The organism is Amycolatopsis cihanbeyliensis (genome assembly GCF_006715045.1).
GTDB lineage: Bacteria > Actinomycetota > Actinomycetes > Mycobacteriales > Pseudonocardiaceae > Amycolatopsis > Amycolatopsis cihanbeyliensis.
In genome coordinates this window covers 954,675-974,080 of the sequence record NZ_VFML01000001.1, presented here as the reverse complement: position 1 = coordinate 974,080, position 19,406 = coordinate 954,675, and the positions used below count along the sequence as shown (strand labels likewise).

General features: G+C 70.6%; 18 protein-coding genes. 8 read left to right on the top strand and 10 right to left on the bottom strand.

Going from position 1 to position 19,406, the window contains the following annotated elements:
- Positions 1-7: 7 nt before the first annotated feature.
- Both FB471_RS04165 and kstR read right to left on the bottom strand, forming a co-directional pair.
- Positions 8-1,123 carry a lipase family protein gene (locus FB471_RS04165; protein ID WP_141996017.1) on the bottom strand — a complete coding sequence of 372 codons (1,116 nt, stop codon included), beginning with the start codon at positions 1,121-1,123 and terminating at the stop codon, positions 8-10.
- 7 nt (positions 1,124-1,130) lie between these two features.
- Entirely contained in the window at positions 1,131-1,778 is a 648-nt protein-coding gene (gene kstR / locus FB471_RS04160) for a cholesterol catabolism transcriptional regulator KstR (RefSeq protein WP_141996016.1), read from the bottom strand.
- A gap of 158 nt (positions 1,779-1,936) precedes the next feature.
- On the opposite strand from kstR, the gene FB471_RS04155 reads away from it, so the two are divergent.
- On the top strand, positions 1,937-4,111 hold the full coding sequence (locus tag FB471_RS04155; RefSeq protein ID WP_141996015.1) for an acyl-CoA dehydrogenase family protein: 2,175 nt from the start codon (positions 1,937-1,939) through the stop codon (positions 4,109-4,111).
- Here FB471_RS04155 and FB471_RS04150 read toward each other — a convergent pair.
- Complete coding sequence (locus tag FB471_RS04150) at positions 4,059-5,282, bottom strand: alpha/beta hydrolase (protein WP_141996014.1); 1,224 nt, start codon at positions 5,280-5,282, stop codon at positions 4,059-4,061. The two genes, FB471_RS04155 and FB471_RS04150, sit on opposite strands and share 53 nt — an antisense overlap.
- A 122-nt stretch (positions 5,283-5,404) precedes the next feature.
- On the opposite strand from FB471_RS04150, the gene FB471_RS04145 reads away from it, so the two are divergent.
- The 5 genes from FB471_RS04145 to FB471_RS04125 are packed head-to-tail and all read left to right on the top strand — an operon-like array spanning position 5,405 to position 10,158.
- Positions 5,405-6,490 carry an acyl-CoA dehydrogenase family protein gene (locus FB471_RS04145; protein ID WP_141996013.1) on the top strand — a complete coding sequence of 362 codons (1,086 nt, stop codon included), beginning with the start codon at positions 5,405-5,407 and terminating at the stop codon, positions 6,488-6,490.
- Between the two features lie 5 nt (positions 6,491-6,495).
- Positions 6,496-7,668, top strand: coding sequence for an acyl-CoA dehydrogenase family protein (locus FB471_RS04140; protein ID WP_170220696.1), 1,173 nt, complete (start codon positions 6,496-6,498; stop codon positions 7,666-7,668).
- Positions 7,665-8,594 carry a bifunctional MaoC family dehydratase N-terminal/OB-fold nucleic acid binding domain-containing protein gene (locus FB471_RS04135; protein ID WP_141996011.1) on the top strand — a complete coding sequence of 310 codons (930 nt, stop codon included), beginning with the start codon at positions 7,665-7,667 and terminating at the stop codon, positions 8,592-8,594. The genes FB471_RS04140 and FB471_RS04135 overlap by 4 nt, the downstream gene beginning before the upstream one ends.
- On the top strand, positions 8,591-8,989 hold the full coding sequence (locus tag FB471_RS04130; protein WP_141996010.1) for a MaoC family dehydratase: 399 nt from the start codon (positions 8,591-8,593) through the stop codon (positions 8,987-8,989). The genes FB471_RS04135 and FB471_RS04130 overlap by 4 nt, the downstream gene beginning before the upstream one ends.
- Complete coding sequence (locus FB471_RS04125) at positions 8,986-10,158, top strand: lipid-transfer protein (protein WP_141996009.1); 1,173 nt, start codon at positions 8,986-8,988, stop codon at positions 10,156-10,158. Before FB471_RS04130 ends, FB471_RS04125 begins: the two co-directional genes overlap by 4 nt.
- Here FB471_RS04125 and FB471_RS04120 read toward each other — a convergent pair.
- Complete coding sequence (locus FB471_RS04120) at positions 10,103-10,663, bottom strand: P-loop NTPase family protein (RefSeq protein WP_141996008.1); 561 nt, start codon at positions 10,661-10,663, stop codon at positions 10,103-10,105. The two genes, FB471_RS04125 and FB471_RS04120, sit on opposite strands and share 56 nt — an antisense overlap.
- A 103-nt stretch (positions 10,664-10,766) precedes the next feature.
- Here FB471_RS04120 and FB471_RS04115 point away from each other — a divergent pair, with 103 nt between their 5' ends.
- Positions 10,767-11,990 carry an endonuclease/exonuclease/phosphatase family protein gene (locus FB471_RS04115; RefSeq protein ID WP_141996007.1) on the top strand — a complete coding sequence of 408 codons (1,224 nt, stop codon included), beginning with the start codon at positions 10,767-10,769 and terminating at the stop codon, positions 11,988-11,990.
- Here the strand turns inward: FB471_RS04115 and FB471_RS04110 are convergent.
- The 6 genes from FB471_RS04110 to kstD form a co-directional block, all read right to left on the bottom strand.
- Positions 11,987-12,259, bottom strand: coding sequence for a hypothetical protein (locus FB471_RS04110; RefSeq protein ID WP_141996006.1), 273 nt, complete (start codon positions 12,257-12,259; stop codon positions 11,987-11,989). The genes FB471_RS04115 and FB471_RS04110 overlap by 4 nt on opposite strands.
- Before the next feature lie 357 nt (positions 12,260-12,616).
- Positions 12,617-13,480 (bottom strand): MaoC/PaaZ C-terminal domain-containing protein, encoded by an 864-nt coding sequence (locus tag FB471_RS04105; RefSeq protein WP_141996005.1) that lies wholly within the window; start codon positions 13,478-13,480, stop codon positions 12,617-12,619.
- An 8-nt stretch (positions 13,481-13,488) separates the two neighbouring features.
- On the bottom strand, positions 13,489-14,520 hold the full coding sequence (locus tag FB471_RS04100) for a ferredoxin--NADP reductase (protein ID WP_141996004.1): 1,032 nt from the start codon (positions 14,518-14,520) through the stop codon (positions 13,489-13,491).
- On the bottom strand, positions 14,513-14,797 hold the full coding sequence (locus FB471_RS04095) for a hypothetical protein (protein ID WP_141996003.1): 285 nt from the start codon (positions 14,795-14,797) through the stop codon (positions 14,513-14,515). The genes FB471_RS04100 and FB471_RS04095 overlap by 8 nt, the downstream gene beginning before the upstream one ends.
- Positions 14,794-15,933, bottom strand: coding sequence for a 3-ketosteroid-9-alpha-monooxygenase, oxygenase component (locus tag FB471_RS04090; RefSeq protein ID WP_141996002.1), 1,140 nt, complete (start codon positions 15,931-15,933; stop codon positions 14,794-14,796). Before FB471_RS04090 ends, FB471_RS04095 begins: the two co-directional genes overlap by 4 nt.
- Entirely contained in the window at positions 15,930-17,639 is a 1,710-nt protein-coding gene (gene kstD / locus FB471_RS04085; RefSeq protein ID WP_141996001.1) for a 3-oxosteroid 1-dehydrogenase, read from the bottom strand. Before kstD ends, FB471_RS04090 begins: the two co-directional genes overlap by 4 nt.
- Positions 17,640-17,746: 107 nt before the next feature.
- Here kstD and FB471_RS04080 point away from each other — a divergent pair, with 107 nt between their 5' ends.
- Positions 17,747-19,363, top strand: a complete 1,617-nt coding sequence (locus tag FB471_RS04080) for an FAD-binding protein (RefSeq protein ID WP_141996000.1) — start codon at positions 17,747-17,749, stop codon at positions 19,361-19,363.
- Positions 19,364-19,406: the final 43 nt, after the last annotated feature.

Below are 19,406 nucleotides of genomic sequence, written 5' to 3'. Positions count from 1 at the left end.
CACGGGGTCAGTGCCGCGACAGCCAGGCGAAGACGTCCGCGCTCGCGGCCGTCAGCACGCTACCGTGGTCGGCGCCAGGATATACGTGGTACTCCACTGTGGAGCCATGCTTGCGGGACTCGGCGACGATCATGTCGGTCCCTGGCTGGGTGACGATCGGGTCGGCGGACCCCTGGGCGACGAATACCGGGCCATCGGCGCGTTCCTGGCCGATCTCGTTCTCCGCGAACCAGTCGCGCAACCGTTCGGCGGCCGCCTCACTCTTCGGCTCGAACTGCTCGGCGGGCAACTCGGCCTCGATGAACCGAGTGGCCAGGTCGTTGAAACACGCCTGGTGCACGGCGGGCAACAGGCGTCGTGCCCGCCGGCCGAGGTAGTCGCCGTAGGACAGGCGTGGATGCTGGGTTTTCAACCCGACCAGCATCATCGAGTAGAAGGCCTGCAACACCGGATCGTCCAGGGAACGTTCGCCCACCGCCCCGGTCATGTTCGGTGCCGGGGCGTACACGATCGAACCGCCGAAATCCAGACCGTCACCGTACTCGCCGGCCAGCTCGGCCGTGGCGAACGAGGCCTGGCCCCCCTGCGAGTGTCCAGCGGCGAACCACCGCGCGGACAGTTCCGGTGCGAGCCGGCGGGCGGCCCGCACCGAGTCCACAGTGGCCAGTGCTTCCGACTCGGACACGAGATACGGGTGCACGCCCGGGGTGCCGAGGCCGGGGTAGTCGGTGGCGGCGATCGCGTAGCCGTCGCGCAGGAACTCACCCAGCGTGGGACCGTAGGCGGCGCCGGGGTTACGGGAAGGGGCGCAGCGGTCCCCGATCCCGGTGGTGCCGTGGTCCCACGCGATGACCGGCCACCCGCCGGCCGGTGCCGAACCGGGCGGTAGCAGGGTGAAACCGCTGACCACCGCGTAGCCGCCGCGTGGGGTCGTGGACAGGTACCGCATCCGGTACCCGCCGGTGCCGTCCGGAAGGGCGGCACCGGTGAGGTCGAGCCGTTCGGACGACAGCAACCGGCCGGACCACGGTGGGTGATCGACGGTAGGCGTGTCCGCGACCGCGACGGCCGGCATCGCGGCGAGCAGCGGGGTGAGGAGTACGGCCAGCAGGCGGGATCTCATCGGTCCCCTATACCACCTCCTGCTTGTCCAGCAGGAGGTGGACGGCCAGCTCGAGGCGGTGCGCGACGTCGGCGGCCGAGGCGCGGCGGGTGACCCAGGCGACCAGGTTCGCCATCCAGACGTCGGCGATCACGTGGAAGACGGCCCGGTCGTGCTCGGTCGGGTCCTCGATGCCCATCGCCTTGGCGAACATGCTCTCCATCGTCCTGCCGACCAGCTCCACCTCGGCAGCCGCGGTGGTGTCGGCGAACATGAACGCTCGTACCATCGCCTCGGTGAGGTGCGGGTCGCGCTGCATCATCCGGGTATTGCGGCCGAGGACGAACAGCAACCGCTCGATCGGCGTGTCGCCCGGGATGGTTCCCCGGTCGAGCTTGTCCTGCGCGCGCTGGAACTCCCTGGCCAGCCCGGAGACCAGCAGGTGGATCTTGGAAGGGAAGTAGCGGTACAACGTGCCCAGCGCGACATCGGCCTTGTCGGCGACGGCGCGCATCTGCACGGCGTCGTAGCCGCCCTTCGCGGCGAGCGCGAGCGTCGCGTCGACGATGCGCTTGCGCCGGTCGCGCTGGGCGGCGGAGCCGAGTTCCTCGCCGCCGATCGTGCTCAGGCCGCCACGGGACTTGGTCTGCCCGGACGCCTTGGGCTTGCCTGCCATCGGTCTGTTCCCCCTGATGAGCGAACCTGTTTCATTTTGTACGCGTAGCGTACCCAATATGAAGGCTTGTTCAACCGCTGGCTCATTCGACACGAAACTGAAACAAGTTCTACTATGGCCGAGTCTGTCGTGTCCGTTCTTCCCCGGTTGGAGGGCTCGTGCCGATCGCGATCACCAAGGAGCAGCGCGCGCTGGCCGAGTCGATCAGGGCGTGGGTGTCCACGCGACAGCCCTGCTCGGCGGTGCGCGCGCGGGACACCGATCCCGACCTGCTGGACGAACTCGCTGAGCTGGGTCTGTTCGGGGTCGCGGTGCCCGAGGAGCTGGGTGGCGCCGGTGGGTCGGTGATCGACCTGGTCGCGGGGCTCGAGGAGGTCGCGGCCGGGCTGGTTCCGGGCCCGGTGTTCGGCGGGTTGCTCGCCGGGCTCGCGCTCGCCGGCGCCCCGGACTCCCGACCCGCCAAGGAACTGCTGCCTGCGCTGGCCGAGGGTAGCGCGTGGGCCGCGGTGGTCTACGAGGAGCGGGCGGGAGCGACGGTCCATCCCGACGGCGGGTTCCTGGTGAGCGGGCGGCTCGGCCCGGTCCTGGACGCGCGGCCCGGCGTCCACCTGCTGCTCGCCGCCGAGCTGGACGGGCGACCGGAGTGGTTCCTGCTCCCGCCGGACAGCCCCGGCGTGCGCGTCACCGAGGCGCCCGGGCTGGACGTGTCCCGGCAGCTGGGTTTCGTGGAGCTGGACGAGGTGCGGGTGCCGCCGGACGCCCTGCTCCCGGACCTGGAGGGGTCCACGGTCGGTGACCTGGCGCTCACCCTGGCCGCGGCCGAGGCGGCCGGCGTGGCCGGATGGTGCGTGCGCACCGCGACCGAGTACGCGAAGGTGCGCGAGCAGTTCGGCCGGCCGATCGGCTCCTTCCAGGCGGTCAAGCACCTGTGCGCGGAGATGCTGTGTCGCGCGGAGCTGGCCGCGGCGCTGGCCTGGGACGCCGCCCGCGCCGCCGCCGACCCGGCGGGGCAGCACGCCCTCGCGGCCGCCGTGGCCGCGGCCTCCGCGCTGGACGCCGCGGTGGACAACGCCAAGGACTGTATCCAGGTGCTCGGTGGGATCGGCTTCACCTGGGAGCATGATGCGCACCTCTACCTGCGGCGCGCGGTGGCGACGCGCCAGCTGTTCGGCGGGTCGGCGCGCTGGCGTCGCCGGGCGGCCGAGCTGGTGCTGGCCGGTACCCGGCGCGGGCTGGAGGTGGACCTCAGCGACCACGCCGAGGACGGCGTCACCGAGCAGGCGCGGGCGGTGGCCGAGGAGATCGCGGGCCTCCCGGCACAGCGGCAGCGTGCCCGCCTCGTCGAGACCGGGTACCTCATGCCGCACTGGCCGCGGCCGTACGGGCTGGACGCTCCCGCCGGGCGCCAGCTGGTGATCGAAGCCGAGCTGACCAGGGCGGGAGTGCGCAGGCCGGACCTGGTGATCGGTGCCTGGGCCGCACCCACGATCCTGCGGCACGGCACCCCCGCGCAGCAGCGGCGGTTCGTCGGCCCGACGCTGCGCGGCGAGATCACCTGGTGCCAGCTGTTCAGCGAGCCGGAAGCCGGCTCCGACCTGGCCGCGCTGCGCACCACCGCGGTCCGCGCCGAGGGTGGCTGGCTGCTCACCGGTCAGAAGGTATGGACCTCGCTGGCCCATACCGCGGACTGGGCCATCTGCCTGGCCAGGACCGACCGGAACGCGCCGAAGCACAAGGGAATCACCTACTTCCTCGTGGACATGCGCTCACCGGGGATCGAGGCGCGGCCGCTACGGGAGATCACCGGGGAGGCGGTGTTCAACGAGGTGTTCCTGCACGAGGTGTTCGTCCCGGACGACTGCGTGGTCGGCGAGGTCGACGGCGGCTGGCGGCTCGCCCGCACCACCCTCGCCAGCGAGCGGGTCGCCCTCGCCGGCGGTTCCTCGGTGGGCGACGGCGTCGAGGCCCTGCTCGGCGCGGCGCCGCCCGAGCCGGGCCCGGCACTGCTGGAGCGGCTCGGCGGCCTGGTCGCCGGGGGATCGGCGGGTTCGATGCTCGGGCTGCGGGCCACCCTGCGCCGGCTGGACGGGCAGCAGGCGGATGCCGAGTCCAGCGTGCGCAAGCTGGCCGGGGTCCGGCAGCGGCAGGCGGTGGCCGAGGTCGCGCTGGACCTGCTCGGTCCGGACGGCGCGGTGGCGGAGGGGGACGGCTCGGCCGTGCAGCACGAGTTCCTGCTCTCCCGCTGCCTGAGTATCGCGGGTGGCACCACGCAGGTGCTGCTCAACGTGGCCGGGGAGCGACTGCTCGGCCTTCCTCGCGAGCCGGGGTCGTGAGTGGACGTACGGTGGCTTCCAGGAAGCGCGCGACCCCCCGGATCACATGGGCGCCGCGGATCGAGGGCAGCAGGTCGAAGGCGTGCTGGGCGCCGGACAGCTCCGCGTAGCCCACCGGGTTGGCGGACACCTCACGCAACCGCCTGGCGAACTCCCTGGCCTCCCGGACCGGGACCAGGGAGTCGTGCTCACCGTGCAGCACCAGGAACGGCGGCGCGGCCGCGGTGACGCGATCCAGTGGCGAGCCGGCGAGATACTCCGCGCGGAACTCGTCCGGATCCTTGCCGACGACCCGCCGGGCCAGCACGGACCGTAGCCGGAACGCGCTCGCCCGGGAACCGCTGCTCGCGGCGAAGTCGTAAACCCCGTAGTGCGGCACGCATGCCTGCACGCTCGTGTCCACCTCCGCGAAACCGGGCTGGAACCGGGAATCGCCCGCCGTCAACGCCAGCAGGGCCGCCAGGTGTCCGCCGGCCGAACCGCCGGTGACCGCGAGTCGTCCCGGGTCGCCGCCGTAGCCGGCGATGTGTTCGCGGATCCAGGCCACGGCCCGCTTCGCCGCCACGATGTGCGCCGGCCAGCGCGCGGCGGGGGCGAGCGGGTAGTTGATCGCCACGCAGACCCATCCGCGCCGGGCAAGATGCACCATCAGCGGCAACCCCTGGAGGTCCTTGCTGCCGTACATCCAGGCCCCGCCGTGCACCTGCAGCAGCACCGGTCGGGGCCGATCATCCGGTACACGCGGCCGGTACACGTCCAGCAGGAACCGCTTGCCGCCAGGAGCGTAGGCGATGTCCCGATCCCGCCGGATCCCGGCCGGGGACGGTGGTGGGCCGAGCCGGTCGGCGTAGCCGGGGCCGAGCGCTTCCGCCAGCGCGGTCTCCACCTCACTCCGGGCCCGCTGGGCCGAGAGGATGGCGGCGCCGAGCCCGCCGGCCGAGGCGGCGGCCAGCGCGAGCCCCGCCCGGTCCGCGCGGCCGCGGATCCCGTGCCGTGCCACATGCGTCGCGGTGTCGGCGAGGTTCAGCGCGAGCAGTTGCGGGGCCAGTTCGGTGGCGACCATGCCGGCCAGGAAGGCGGGTACGGCCGCGCGTGCCCCGCGTACGGGCCGGAGCGCGTTGGCGGTGATCGCCAGATCGAGCGCCCTGCGGGCGAGGAAGGTCTGCCGCATGTGTACCTACTCTAGAGTAGGTTTGCGGCGGGTGGGGGAATGGCACTTGCCGTGATCCGCCGCCGTGGTTAAGACTAGAACAAGTTTCAGTATTGGCTGCGGCGTCGGAGCGAGGAGCGAGTGTGGACTTCACCCTCGACGAGAACCAGCGGGCGGTCGCCGACCTCGCCGCCGAGGTCCTCGGCAAGGAGCTGGATGCCGAGCGGGCGCTCGGCGAGCAGGGGTACGACGAGCAACTGTGGCGGGCACTGGCCAAGGCCGGGCTGCTGTCCCTTGCCCTTCCCGCCGAGCTCGGTGGGGACGACCTCGGGGTCGCGGAGCTCGCCGTACTGCTCACCGAGCTCGGCAAGGCGGCGGCACCGGTACCCGCACTGGCCACACTGGCGCTCGGTGTGCTGCCGGTGAACAAGCTGGGGGCGCCCCGGCAGCGGGCGGACCTGCTGCCCGGCGCCGCCGCCGGTGAGGAACTCCTCACCGCCGCGCTGCACGAACCCTCCGCCCCGCTGACCGAGCACCCGGCCACCACCGCGAGCAGTTCCGGTGGGCGCTGGGTGCTTTCCGGCACGAAAATCGCCGTGCCCTTCGCCTCGGCCGCGACGCGCATCCTGGTCCCGGCGACGATGCCGGGCGGCACCGGCGTGTTCCTGGTGAGCCCGGCCGCCGAAGGGGTGGTCCTGGTACCGGCCACCGGGAACGGGTACACGGTGCGTCTCGACGGCGCCGCGGTCGAGGACGCCGACCTGCTGGGCTCCGAGCGGAAGGGCGAGGCACTCGCCGTGCTGCACCGGTACGCGCTGGCCGGTGCGGTCGCGTTCGGCGACGGTGTACTGGCGGGGGCGCTGCGGCTGACCACCGACCATGTCGGTGCCAGGGAACAGTTCGGCAGGCCGCTGGCCACTTTCCAGGCGGTGGCCCAGCAGGTCGCCGATGTGTACGTGGCGGCCCGCACGGTGCATCTCGCCGCGACCTCCGCCGTGTGGCGGCTCGGGACCGGCCTCGATCCGGAGCCGGACCTCGGGATCGCCGCCTACTGGCTGGCCGAGGAGGCTCCCCGCGCACTGGCCGCCTGCCACCACCTGCACGGTGGCCTCGGCCTGGACGTGACCTACCCACTGCACCGGTACTACGCGCTGGCCAAGGACCTCGCCACGCAGGTCGGCGGCGCCCGCGGTCGGCTGGACAGGCTTGGCGAGCTGGTGGCGGGGTGAGCGGGATGTATCTCGAACTGACCGCGGCGCAACGGGAACTGCGAGCCGAGCTCAGGGCGTACTTCGCCGGGCTGATCTCCGATGCGGAACGCGCGCGGATGCGGCGGGAGCGGCACGGCCCGGTGTTCCGGGAGATTGTCCGGCGGATGGGCAGGGACGGCTGGCTCGGCGTCGGCTGGCCCACCGAGTACGGCGGCCTCGGCCTCGGCGAGATCGAGCAGCACATCTTCGCCGACGAGGCGGCCCGTGCCGATGTGCAACTACCCGCCGTCACCCTGCAGACCGTGGGCCCCACCCTGCAGGCCTTCGGCACGCCGGAGCAGAAAGCCCGGTTCCTGCCGAAAATCCTGGCCGGGGAGGTGCATTTCGCCATCGGCTACAGCGAGCCGGAGGCGGGCACCGACCTCGCCGCGCTGCGTACCTCGGCGGTGCGCGAGGGCGAGGAGTACGTGGTGAACGGCCAGAAGATCTTCACAACCGGCGCCCACGACGTCGACTACATCTGGCTGGCGGTGCGCACCGACCCGCAGGCTCCGAAGCACAGGGGCATCTCGATCCTCATCGTGGACACCCGCGATCCCGGCTACTCCTGGACCCCGATCATCACCTGCGACGGCGCCCACCATGTGAACGCCACCTACTACTCCGATGTCCGTGTTCCGGCGGACATGCTGGTCGGCACGGAGAACAAGGGCTGGAAGCTGATCACCACCCAGCTCAACCACGAGCGGGTGATGCTCGGGCCGGCGGGCCGGATCGGCGGGCTCTACGACCGGGTGCGGGCCTGGGCCGCGGCTCGGACCGACCCGGACGGTTCTCGCCTGCTCGACCGGCCGGACGTGCGGGCGGCGCTGGCCGAGGCGTTCGCGGTGACCCGGATCAACGAACTGCTCAACTGGCAGGTCGCGGCCGCATCGACCACGGGAGGTGTCGCGGTGGCGGACGCCTCGGCGACCAAGGTCTTCGGTTCGGAGCGAATCCAACACGTGGGGAGACTTCTGGAGGAGGTCGTGGCACGACACGGAGATCCGGCCGATCCGGAGACGGCCGAGCTCGCGGACTGGCTGGACGTCCAGGCCCGGCGCAACCTGGTGCTCACCTTCGGTGGCGGTGTGAACGAGATCCAGCGCGAGCTGATCGCCAGCTCCGGCCTCGGACTTCCCCGGGTGCCGCGATGACCGGCGCGGTGGAAGCGGCGGCCGAACGCCTTGCCGCGCAAGGGGAATCCCGTCCGCGGCTGGGCCGTGACCCGGTGAACCCGGCGATGGTGCACAACTGGGTGGAAGCCATGGGCGATACCAACCCGGTGTACACCGATTCGGACGCGGCAGGCGAGGCCGGGCACGGGGAGCCGGTCGCGCCACCCGCCATGATGCAGGTGTGGACGATGAACGGCCTGCACGGCACGCGGGCCGCCGACGACCCGCTCGGCGCGATGATCTCGGTGCTGGACGAGGCCGGGTTCACCTCGGTGGTGGCCACGAACTCCGAGCAGACCTACCACCGCTACCTGCGCTACGGCGAGCAGGTCTCGGCCACCGGCAGGCTGGAGAGTGTGGTCGGCCCGAAGCGGACCGGTCTCGGCGAAGGCTGGTTCGTCACCACCCGGACGAACTGGTACGTCGGCGAGGAGCTGGTCGCCGAGATGATGTTCCGGGTACTCAAGTTCCGCCCGCCGGGGGCCGAGCCACCGGCCGAGGAAGCCGACCACACCGCCGTGTTGCGCCCGGTGATCAGCAGGGACACCGAGTTCTTCTGGGAGGGCACCAGGAAAGGTGAACTGCGCATCCAGCGTTGGGGCTCCACCTTGCGGCATCCACCCGGTCCGATGCCGCCGGACGGCGACCTCTCGGCGGTGCCCGACTACGTGGTCGCCGCCGGAAGCGGGACCGTCTACAGCTACGTGGTGCATCACCACCCGCGGGTTCCCGGCAAGAAGCTGCCTTTCGTGGTGGCGCTGGTCGAGCTGGACGAGGGGGTGCGGATGCTCGGCGAGCTGGTCGACGCCGATCCCGACGAGGTCCGGATCGGACTCCCTGTCGAAGTGACTTTCCTTCGTGTGGACGAGGAACTGACGTTGCCTGGCTGGAGGATCGCCCGATGACCACGGTCGAGACCGGTACCGAGCTGCCGTCATTGAGCATCGAGGTGACGCCGACCTTCGTGGTGAGCACCGCGCTCGCGACCCGTGACTTCCAGGATGTGCACCACGACCGGGATGCGGCTCTCGCCAGGGGGTCGAAGGACATTTTCCTGAACATCCTCACCGACACCGGGTTGGTGCAACGGTTCGTCACCGACTGGGCCGGCCCGCGGGCACTGGTTCGGGCGGTGCGGATACGGCTCGGTGTGCCCTGCTACGCCCACGACACCCTGACCTTGCACGGCCGGGTGGCCGAGCGCGCGGGCGCCGAGGCGGTGGTCGAGGTCACCGGAAGCTGCTCGCTGGGCGAGCACGTCACCGGAACCGTCCACATCGAACTACCGGAGGCGGCATGACACTGTCCGGCACGGCGGCGATCGCCGGGATCGGCGCGACCGAGTTCTCCAAGGACTCCGGGCGCAGCGAGCTGCGGCTGGCCGCGGAGGCCGTCAGCTCGGCGCTGGCCGACGCGGGACTTTCACCATCTGATGTGGACGGACTGGTCTCGTTCACCATGGACGGGAACAGCGAGATCGCGGTGGCGCGCGAGCTCGGCATGGGCGATCTGTCGTTCTTCAGCCGGATCCACTACGGAGGGGGAGCGGCGGCCGCGACGGTGCAGCAGGCCGCGATGGCGGTGGCGACCGGGGCCGCCGAGGTGGTGGTGGCCTACCGCGCGTTCAACGAGCGGTCCGGGCAGCGTTTCGGCCAGGTGTCCACGGCCGCGGCGCAGCAGGTCAACTCGTCCGGGGTGGACAACAGCTTCCACTACCCGATGGGCATCGCGACCCCGGCCGCCACGGTGGCCATGCTCGCCCGGCGTTACCTGCACGAGTACGGCGCCACCAGCGAGGACTTCGGGCGGGTGGCGGTGCTGGACCGCAAGCACGCGGCGACCAACCCGAAGGCATGGTTCTACGGCAGGCCGATCACACTGGCCGAGCACCAGGCCTCGCGCTGGGTGGCCGAGCCGCTGCACCTGCTGGACTGCTGCCAGGAGAGCGACGGCGGGGTGGCGCTGGTGATCACCAGCCTGCGGCGGGCGCGCGAGCTGCGCAACCCACCCGCGGTGATCGCGGGTGCGGCACAGGGCAGCGCACCGGACCAGTACGTGATGACCAGCTACTACCGCGAGGAGCTCGCGGCGCTGCCGGAGATGGGTGTGGTCGGCGGGCAGCTGTGGCGGCAGGCGGGGATCGGCCCCGCCGACGTGGACGTGGCCGTGCTCTACGACCATTTCACCCCGTACGTGTTGATGCAGTTGGAAGAGCTGGGTTTCTGCGGGCGGGGTGAGGCCAAGCACTTCATCCGGGACGGGGAGCTGGAGTTGGACGGCGGGTTGCCGCTGAACCCGCATGGCGGGCAGCTCGGGGAGGCCTACATCCACGGGATGAACGGCATCGCCGAGGGGGTGCGTCAGGTGCGCGGCACGGCATCGAACCAGGTCACCGGCGCGCGGCACGTCGTGGTCACCGCGGGTACCGGGGTTCCGACGAGCGGTCTGGTGCTGGCCGCGGCTGCCTGAGCCAGCGCTCGAGCTGCCGGGGCGAGGTACAGCGGAGCACCGTGGGCCCGGAGGTGTCGGCGCACCATCGCCGGATGCGTTCCCGCTTGCGGCCGAACGACTGGAGGTGCCAGCGGATGATCGAGTCGTTGCCCATGGCCTGCCGCAGCGTCTCCCAATTGCCGTTGCAGACCAGCCTGCCATCGATGATCCGTCGGGCCGTGCGGTGGAGCAGCCGGGCGAGGGACAGCCAGCGCGGGTAGTCCAGCGCGACGATCAGCTCCACCCTGGCCAGCGGGATCTCCAGCCACTTGCCGTAGGCCGTGTCCAGGATCCATTCCTCGCCCGCGCAGATCGCCGCGATCCGCCTGCGCTGCTCCTCGTCCGGCACCTGCACCCAGCCCGGTTCCCAGGTCAGGTCGTCCACCGAATGCCACGGCAGCCCTGTGGCCGTGGCGATCCGTGCGGCAGCCGTGGTTTTGCCCGACCCGGTGACGCCATACACGAAGATCCTGCGCGCGACCATCGATCGAGGCTACCAGCACGTGGATATGCGAGTGTTCACGAGCGCATCACCCGCTTGTGGCTTGGGCATGGCAGGGTGACGCGCCGACTGGTGGAGGTTGATCATGGTCCGAGCCCGACTCGCGTTCCTGCCCGTGCTGGCGCTGACCGCCGGAGTGCTGACCGCGCCGGCCGCCCAGGCCGAACCGGCTCCGGGTCGACTCGAGCCCGTCCGCTTCGCCACGTTCAACGCCTCGCTCAGCCGCGCCGCGGCCGGGCAGCTGGTCGCCGATCTCTCCACCACCGGCGACGCGCGGGCTCGCGAGGTCGCCGAGGTGATCCAGCGCAGCCGGCCGGACGTCCTGCTGATCAACGAGTTCGACTACGTGCCGGGAAACCGCGCGGCCGACCTGTTCCGGGACAACTACCTCGAGCGCGGACAGAACGGTGCCGAGCCGATCCACTACCCGTACGCTTTCGGCGCGCCGTCCAACACGGGCCTGCCGACCGGGTTCGACCTCAACCGCGACGGCCGCACCGGAACCGCCGACGACGCGCAGGGCTTCGGCTTCTTTCCCGGCCAGTACGGGATGCTCGTGCTGTCCAAGTACCCGATCGACACCGGTGCCGTGCGCACCTTCCAGGAGTTCCGCTGGAAGGACATGCCGGGCGCGATACTGCCCGACGACCCGGCGACCCCCGCCCCGGCCGACTGGTACTCGCCGGAGATCCTCGACGTGCTGCGCCTGCCGTCGAAGTCGCATTGGGACCTGCCGATCCGCCTCGGCCGGGCCAGCGTGCACTTCCTCGTCTCGCACCCCACCCCGCCCACGTTCGACGGCACCGAGGACCGCAACGGCACCCGCAACCACGACGAGATCCGCTTCTGGGCCGACTACGTGACCCCGGGCAGGGGCGGCTATATCTACGATGATGCCGGAGGCCGTGGCGGCCTCCACCCCGGCGCGCGGTTCGTCATCGCCGGCGACAACAATTCCGACCCGCACGACGGCGACAGCGTGCCGGGCGCGATCGACCAGCTGCTGAACGCACGGCGGGTGATCGACACCCGGCCGGGCAGCCTCGGTGGCTACCTGGCGGCCCGGGAGCAGGGTGGCGCGAACCAGAACCACAAGACCCCCTCGTTTCTCGACACCGCGGACTTCAACGACGACGCACCGGGCAATCTCCGGGTGGACTACGTGTTGCCCTCCCGCGGTCTCCTGCCGGTCGGCGACGGAGTGTTCTGGCCGACCTCCCGCTCGCCGCTGGCACGGTTGAACGGCGCCTCGGACCACCATCTGGTACACGTCGACGTCATCGCGCCGGGCCCGTGGCGCATCCCTTAGAAGGGTGGGGTGTCGTGTTTGTTCGTTGGGGTGAGGGGTTTGTGGAGTGGTTGGTGTGGGTTGGTGTGGGTGTCTCCGTGGGGTGTGGTGGTGGGTGTGCTGTCAGTGACCTTGTAGGTCCATCCGGGTAGGTTTTTGAGGTGGTGGTCTTGTTCGCAGTAGCCGATCAGTTCTTTTGCGTTGGTGGTGTCGCTTTGGGGTTCATCCGGTGGTGTGGTCGTTTTGGCAGTGTTGTGAGGGTCGGTGGCATCGGAACGGTAGCTTTCCACGCACCCAATGATATCGAAATGCTCGACAGAATGGGGTGGAGACGGCAACACTGGTTGGTTTTCACTCGAATGTGTGTTCGAAACGACCGGTGTGGTCGGGTGGGGTGGGGAGTCTCGTTCCGTGGGGTGCTGGCGCTGGTGAACAGGTCTGCCAGGGGTGATGCGGGGAGCGCCAGTGCCTCACGGCGCGCCGAAGGCGTGCCCGAGACCCAACCCCGAGCCGCCCCGTCTCCCGCATCCCCCCATCTCTTCCCCGCGAACGGCAAACTCGCCTACGCGAACGGCAAACTCGGTTACATGAACGGCCAACACGGTTACATGAGCAGCAAACTCGTGCGCGGGAATGGCAAACGCGATTTACGGGGTGGGCTCGAGGAGGGCGTCGGTGAGCACGGGGGCTTCGTCGCGGTCCAGGGCGACGGTGGTGACCACCAGGTTGCCGTCTTCCCGCCAGATCCGGGTGCGCAGGGTTTCGCCCGGTAGCACGGTCCCGGCGAACTTCGCCGACCAGGAGCGGATGCGGGTGACATCCGCGTCCAGCATCGCGTCGGTGACCGCCTTGGCGACGATGCCGTAGGTGCACAGCCCGTGCAGGATCGGTACCTCGAACCCGGCACGCGCGGCGAACTCCGGATCCGCGTGCAGGGGGTTGCGGTCGCCGCACAGCCGGTACAGCAGGGCTTGCTGCGGCAAGGTCGGCGTGTCGACAACGACCTCCGGCGCACGTTCCGGCGGGTCGATCCGGTCCGAGCTACCACGCTTGCCGCCGAAACCACCCTCGCCGCGGGCGAAGATGCTCGAGGTGGCGGTCCACAACGGACTTCCGTCCGGATCGGTGACCGCCGTCTCCTGCAGGATCACGGCGGCCTTGCCCTTGTCCAGGATGTCGGTGATCCGGGTCCGCGCCACCGCCTTGCCCTCGACCGGGATCGGCCGGTGCACGGTGACTCCCTGCCTGCCGTGCACCACCCTCTCCAGGTCGATCTCCACCCCGGGGAAGGATACCGACGGCGGTTCGAAGGTACGCAGGTTCGGCGCCACGGTGGCGAAGGTCGGCAGCACTCGCAGGTCGGCCTCGTAGGCGTAGCGCAGCTCGGCGGCGTCGGTCGGACTATCACCCGCGCCCAGCGCGAGGTGGTAGAGCAGGACGTCGGACGAGGTCCAGGCGAATCGCACCTCATCCAGCTCGGCACCGATCGCGACGGTCGGGTCGATGGGCATCGGCACTCCTACTCGTAGCTGACGGACACCTCGTCGGTGACCGGAAGGGACTGGCAGGCCAGCACGATCCCCTCGTCCAGATCGTCCTGCTCGAGCACGTCGTTCTCCAGCATGCGCACCTCGCCCGAGGTTATCCGGCAGGCGCAGGCGCTGCACGCGCCTTCCCTGCAGGAGAAGGGTGCGTCCAAGCCTTGCTCCAGCAGCAGGTCCAGCAACTTCTGCCGCCGAGACCAGGAAAAGGAGTGCCGCTGCCCGTCCAGTTCGACGTGTACCGAGGCCGGGCCCTCGTCCGTGACGGCCTCCGCCGCCGGCTTCGCCTTCTCGAACGGATTGCCGCCCAGCGAGACGAACTTCTCCGTGCGCATCCGGTTTCGCGGTACGTCGAGGGCCTTCAACGCACCGGTCGCGGCGGCCATGAAGGGCTTGGGCCCGCAGACGAAGGCCTGGCGCCCGGAGAACGGCGTGGCCAACGCCCGTAGCCGTTCGGCGTCCGGCAAGCCCTGCACGGTCTCCAGCCAGTGCACCACGGTCAGCCGGTCCGGCGCGGCGGCGGCCAGCTCCCGCAGTTCCGTGCCGAAGATCACCGAGCGCTCGTCCCGGTTCGCGTAGATCAGCACCAGGTTGCCGGTTCCCTTGGCCAGCACCGACTTCACGATCGAGATGACCGGGGTGATCCCGCTGCCCGCGGCGAACAGCAGCAGATCGTCCTCCAGCGAGGCCGGGGTGAACACCCCGCTCGGCGGCAGCACCTCCAACTCGGCCCCGGCACGCACGTTGTCGCAGATCCAGTGGGAGGCGTAGCCGTCCGCGGTACGCTTGACCGTGATTTTCGGGGCGTCCCCGGTGTGTGGCGAGCTGGACAGCGAGTAGCACCGGGCCACCGAGCCGCACCGCTCGCTCGGCACCCGCACGGTGAGGAACTGCCCCGGCCGGTAGTCCAGGTGGCGGGCTTGCTCCGGGGTCGGGTCGAACACCACCGAGCAGGCCTCCGGGGTCTCCTCGACCACCTCGGCGACCCGCAGCACGTGGGACTCAATCACCGCCCACCTCCAGCCGGCCGTCCCATGCCGCCCGCGCGATGCTGTCCGACAGCTTCGCGCAGGTGTCCAGCAACGCCGTGTTCGCGCCCTCGGCCGCCCGCTCGGCGAACACCGGGCAGCTGGCGGCCGGGTCGGTGGTCCACTGAATGCTGGTGTGCTGCATGCTGTTCTTCTTCACCAGCACGCAGGTCCCGCAGGACGCGCAGTGGTGCGGCCGCAGGCCACCGCTGAGGAACTCCTGCCGCTCGTCCGCGCTCGTCTCCGGACCCGCGCTCACACCCCGGCCTCCTGCTGCCGCGCCAGGTTGTCGGCGACCTCCCTGGACCACACCTCGTTCGCCCTCGTGGTGTCCACTTCGAACTCGAAGCGGCCGGTCATGTCCTCGGTGACCTCCGCGGCGTCCACATAGAACTGGTCGTACCAGCGGCGCAACTGGTACACCGGGCCGTCCTCCTCGCACAGCAGCGGATTGTCGATGCGGGTCTTGTTCTTCCAGATTTCCACGTCCTGCATGAAGCCGACGCCGATGCTCTTGGCGAACTTGCCCGCGATCTTGTCCGCCTGCTCGTCGGACACCCCTGGCAGCTTCTTCACGATCACGCCCCACTGCAGTACGAAGGAGTCCTCGGTGACCGGGTAGTGGCAGTTGATCAGCACGTTCTCGATCTCGAGGCCCTTGTAGGTGTTCAGCAAGGTGTTGATCATGTACGAGGGGCCGTAGTACGAGGCCTCCGAGCGCAGCAGGTTCTCCTCGCCGCCGTAGTTCGAGGCCATCCCCACATCCGGCCGACCCTTGGTGTTCAGGTACTGGGTGGCGATATGTCCCTCGAACACGTTCTTGAAGTACGTCGGGAAGGCGAAGTGGATGTAGAAGAAGTGCGCCATGTCCACCACGTTGTCCACGATCTCGCGGCAGTTGGCGCCCTCGATGAGTACCGAGTCCCAGGTCCAGTTGCTCCACTCGCCGTTGAAGACGCCCTCGATCCGGGGGATCACCACGTCCTCCGGCGGGGGGTTGCCCTCCGGGTCGTTCCACACGAACAGCTGCTTGTTCTCCTCCATGGCGATCCAGGAGCGGGTACGGGCCCGCAGCGGGACCCGCTTGGCATACGGGATCGAGACGCACTTGCCGTTGCCCGCCCAGCGCCAGTCGTGGAAGGGGCAGGCGACCTCGTTGCCCTTGATCGTGCCCTGGGTGAGGTCGCCGCCCATGTGCCGGCAGTAGCCGTCCAGCACGTTGAGCTTGCCGTCCTCCTGGCTCTGGAACACCACGAGTTTGGTGCCGAAGGCGTTGATCGCGTGTGGCTTGCCGTCCTTGAACGTCTCGGCGAGGCCGAGGCAGTGCCAGCCGCGGGCGAACCGGGCCGGCGGGGCACCGGCGTCGATCGTGCGCACGCCATCAGCCTTGGTCATCGGTTACCTCCACCTGCTCGCTCGACCGCCTCGCTGGTCGGATTGTTGATCGCAAGGTGCTCGGCCGCAAGGTAGCCGAACACCATCGCGGGTCCGATCGTCGCGCCAGGACCCGCGTAGGTATGACCCATCACCGCGGCGCTGGCGTTGCCGGCCGCGTACAGCCCGGCGACCACCGAGCCGTCCTCGCGCAGCACCCTGGCCCGGGTGTCGATCCGCAGCCCGCCCTTGGTACCCAGGTCGCCGGGCACGATCCGGACCGCGTAGAAGGGTGCCCGCTCCAGCGCGCCGAGGCTGGGGTTCGGCCGGTTGCGCGGGTCGCCGTAGTAATGATCGTAAGCGCTGCGCCCGCGGCCGAAGTCCTCGTCCTCGCCGGCTCGGGCGAAGGCGTTGAACCGCTCGACCGTGGACACCAGTTCCTCGGCAGGGACCTCGATCCGCTCGGCCAGCTCGGCGAGCGTGCCCGCCTTCGCCGCGATCCCGGCCTTGAACCAGCGGCCTGGCAGCGGCTGGCGCGGCCCGAGGCCGGTGAACATGTACCGGTTGCGGTAGCGCTGGTCGAACACCAGCCAGGTGGGGATGTTCTCGGCCGGACCGTCACCCTCGCCGTACATGGCGTGCACGGCCTCCACGTACGGGGCCGACTCGTTGACGAACCGCCTGCCCCGCCCGTTGACCAGCAGGCAGCCCGGCCGCGAGCGTTCGGCAAGGGCGAACCACGGCCCGCCGGTGAGCGGGATGGACGGCCCCCACCAGGCGTCGTCCATCAGGTCCACCGCCGCGCCCAGTGCGAGACCAGCACTGATCCCGTCGCCGGTGTTGGCCTTCGCGCCCACCGTCCACTCCGTGCCGATCGGGGGACGCTGGTACTTGACGCGCATCTCCTCGTTGTGCTCGAAACCCCCGGAGGCCAGGATCACCCCGCGGCGGGCGCGCAGCAGCACCTGCTCCCCTTCGCGTTCCACCTGTGCCCCGGTGACCTCGCCGTTCTCCACCTCCAGCCCGGTCAGCGGGGTGTCCAGCCACACAGGCACCCGCGCGCGCAGCAGGCCGGCGCGCAGGCCGGCGGCGAGCGCCTGGCCCATGGAAAGCAGATGCTTGCCTGCGACCCGACCGGCGAGGGTGCGCAGGCCGAGCCCGCACAGCCGCAGCAACCCGCGCGGGTGCCGGGCCACCAGGCTGAGCCAGCGGAAGTCGGCCTGGGTCATCGGCACGCCCATGGGCAGCGCGCTGTACGGCGGCTCCAGGTTCGCCAACTCCGCGCCGAGGACCTTCCCGTCCAGCGGCGCGGGCTCCACCGACCGCCCGCCGGCACGGCCACCGGGAGCCTCCGGGTGGTAGTCGGCGTAGTCGCGGACCCAGCGCATCCGCAGCGGGGTCCGCTGATGCAGGAACGTGAGGACCTCGGGACCCCGGTCCAGGTAGGCCGCCCGCAGCTCGGCGGGTACCACGTCGCCGATGATGGCGGCCAGGTACTCGCGTGCCTGCTCGGGCGTGTCCCGCACGCCCGCGGCCGCCAGTGCCTCGTTGTTCGGGATCCAGACGCCCCCGCCGGAGCGGGCGGTGGACCCACCGAACCGGGTGGCCTTCTCGACCACCACGACCTGGAGGCCGGCATGGGCGGCGGCGAGCGCGGCGGTCATACCGGCGGCCCCGCTGCCGACCACGACGACATCGAACTCCTCGTGGCCGCCTTGGCTCGTCATGCCACCTCCGAGCAAATTCTGAAACACGTTATAGCTTTCTGGCAGCCAGGTGGCCGCCCCTGCCTTCACCATAGACGAGAACGTGTTTCAGTTCTAGGGTGAGGCGCATGGCAGATCCCGCGGAAACGTACACCGATGTCCTGGTGATCGGGTTCGGTGCGGCCGGAGCCTGCGCGGCCATCGAGGCCGCGGAGGCCGGGGCCGAGGTGTTGGTGGTGGACCGGTTCGCCGGGGGAGGGGCGAGCGCCCTCTCCGGCGGTGTGGTGTACGCGGGCGGTGGCACCGAGCAGCAGCGCGCCGCCGGGGTCCCGGACTCCGAGCAGGCGATGTACGACTACCTCCGGCTGGAGGTCGGGGACGTGGTCGCCGAGTCGACACTGCGCCGGTTCTGCGCGGGCAGCACCGCCATGATCACCTGGTTGGAGCGGCACGGGGTCCCGTTCGAGGGCAGCCTGTGCCCGGACAAGACCTCGTACCCGAACGACGACTACTACCTCTACTACTCGGGCAGCGAGGCGGCGGGCGCGTTTCGGCAGGTGGCGCCGCCCGCGCCGCGCGGTCACCGGGCAAAGGGTCGGGGTACCTCGGGCAGGCTGCTGTTCGCCCGCCTCGCGGCCGCGGCGCGGCGGCGCGGCGTCCGGGTGCTGCCGCAGTCGCGCGCTCGCACGTTGCTGACCGGCCCGGACGGCGAGGTCACCGGGGCGGTCCTGGACAGCCTGCGCGGCGCCCCCGCCTGGGCACGGGTCACGCACCGGTTGCTGGCCAGGTACGCGGCGAAGCCGGGGCTCTACGTGCCGGCGTTGGGCAAGCTGCTGAACCGCGGAGTGGCCGCGATCGAGCGAGGTTTCGCCCGCGAGCTGCGGGTCACGGCGCGCCGCGGGGTGGTGCTGGCGGCGGGTGGTTTCGTGGCGAACCGGGGGCTGATGCGCGAGCACGCGCCCGCCTACCGGGGTGGGCTCGCGCTGGGTACGGCCGGCGACGACGGTTCCGGGATCCGGCTCGGCGTCGAGGTCGGCGCCGCCACGGCCGCGCTGGACCGGGTTTCGGCCTGGCGGTTCCTCACCCCGCCGAGTGCCTTTCTCGGGGGGATCCTGGTCGACGCCGACGGCCGCAGGGTGATCGACGAGTCCCGCTACGGCGCTGCCGTCGGCGCGGAACTGATCAACAGGCATGGTGGCCGGGGTTGGTTGCTCATCGACCGCGAGATCGCGCGGGAGTCCTGGCGCACCGCCCGCGCGCAGAGCCAGTGGTTCCAGTGGCTGCAGGCGCTCTACCTGCTGGGTAGGGGGCGGGTCAGCGCAGGCTCGATCCAGGCCGTGGCGCGGCGCGCCGGGGTGCACCCGGATGGGCTCGCCGCCTCGGTCGAGGCGTACAACGCGGCCGCCGAGGGTGGGGGAGGGGACCCGGCAGGCAAACCGGCGGAGTTCCTCCGTCCGTTGCGCACCCCGCCGTACTCGCTGGTGGATGTGTCGATCCGGCCGAACCTCGGCTACCCCTGCCCGATGTTGACCCTCGGTGGGCTCGTCGTGGACGAGGACACCGGTCAGGTCCGCCAGGGCGGGGGCGAGCCGGTGCCAGGGCTGTACGCGGCCGGCCGGTCGGCGGTGGGAATATGTTCTCGCTCGTACGTCAGCGGGCTGTCGCTGGCCGACTGCGTGTTCTCCGGCCGCCGCGCTGGCTCGCACGCTGCCGTTCCCGCTGTTCATGGATCCATAGTGGACTGAAGATCGAGTCGGGCACGAGCTGCGCCGACTCGACAAAAACGAG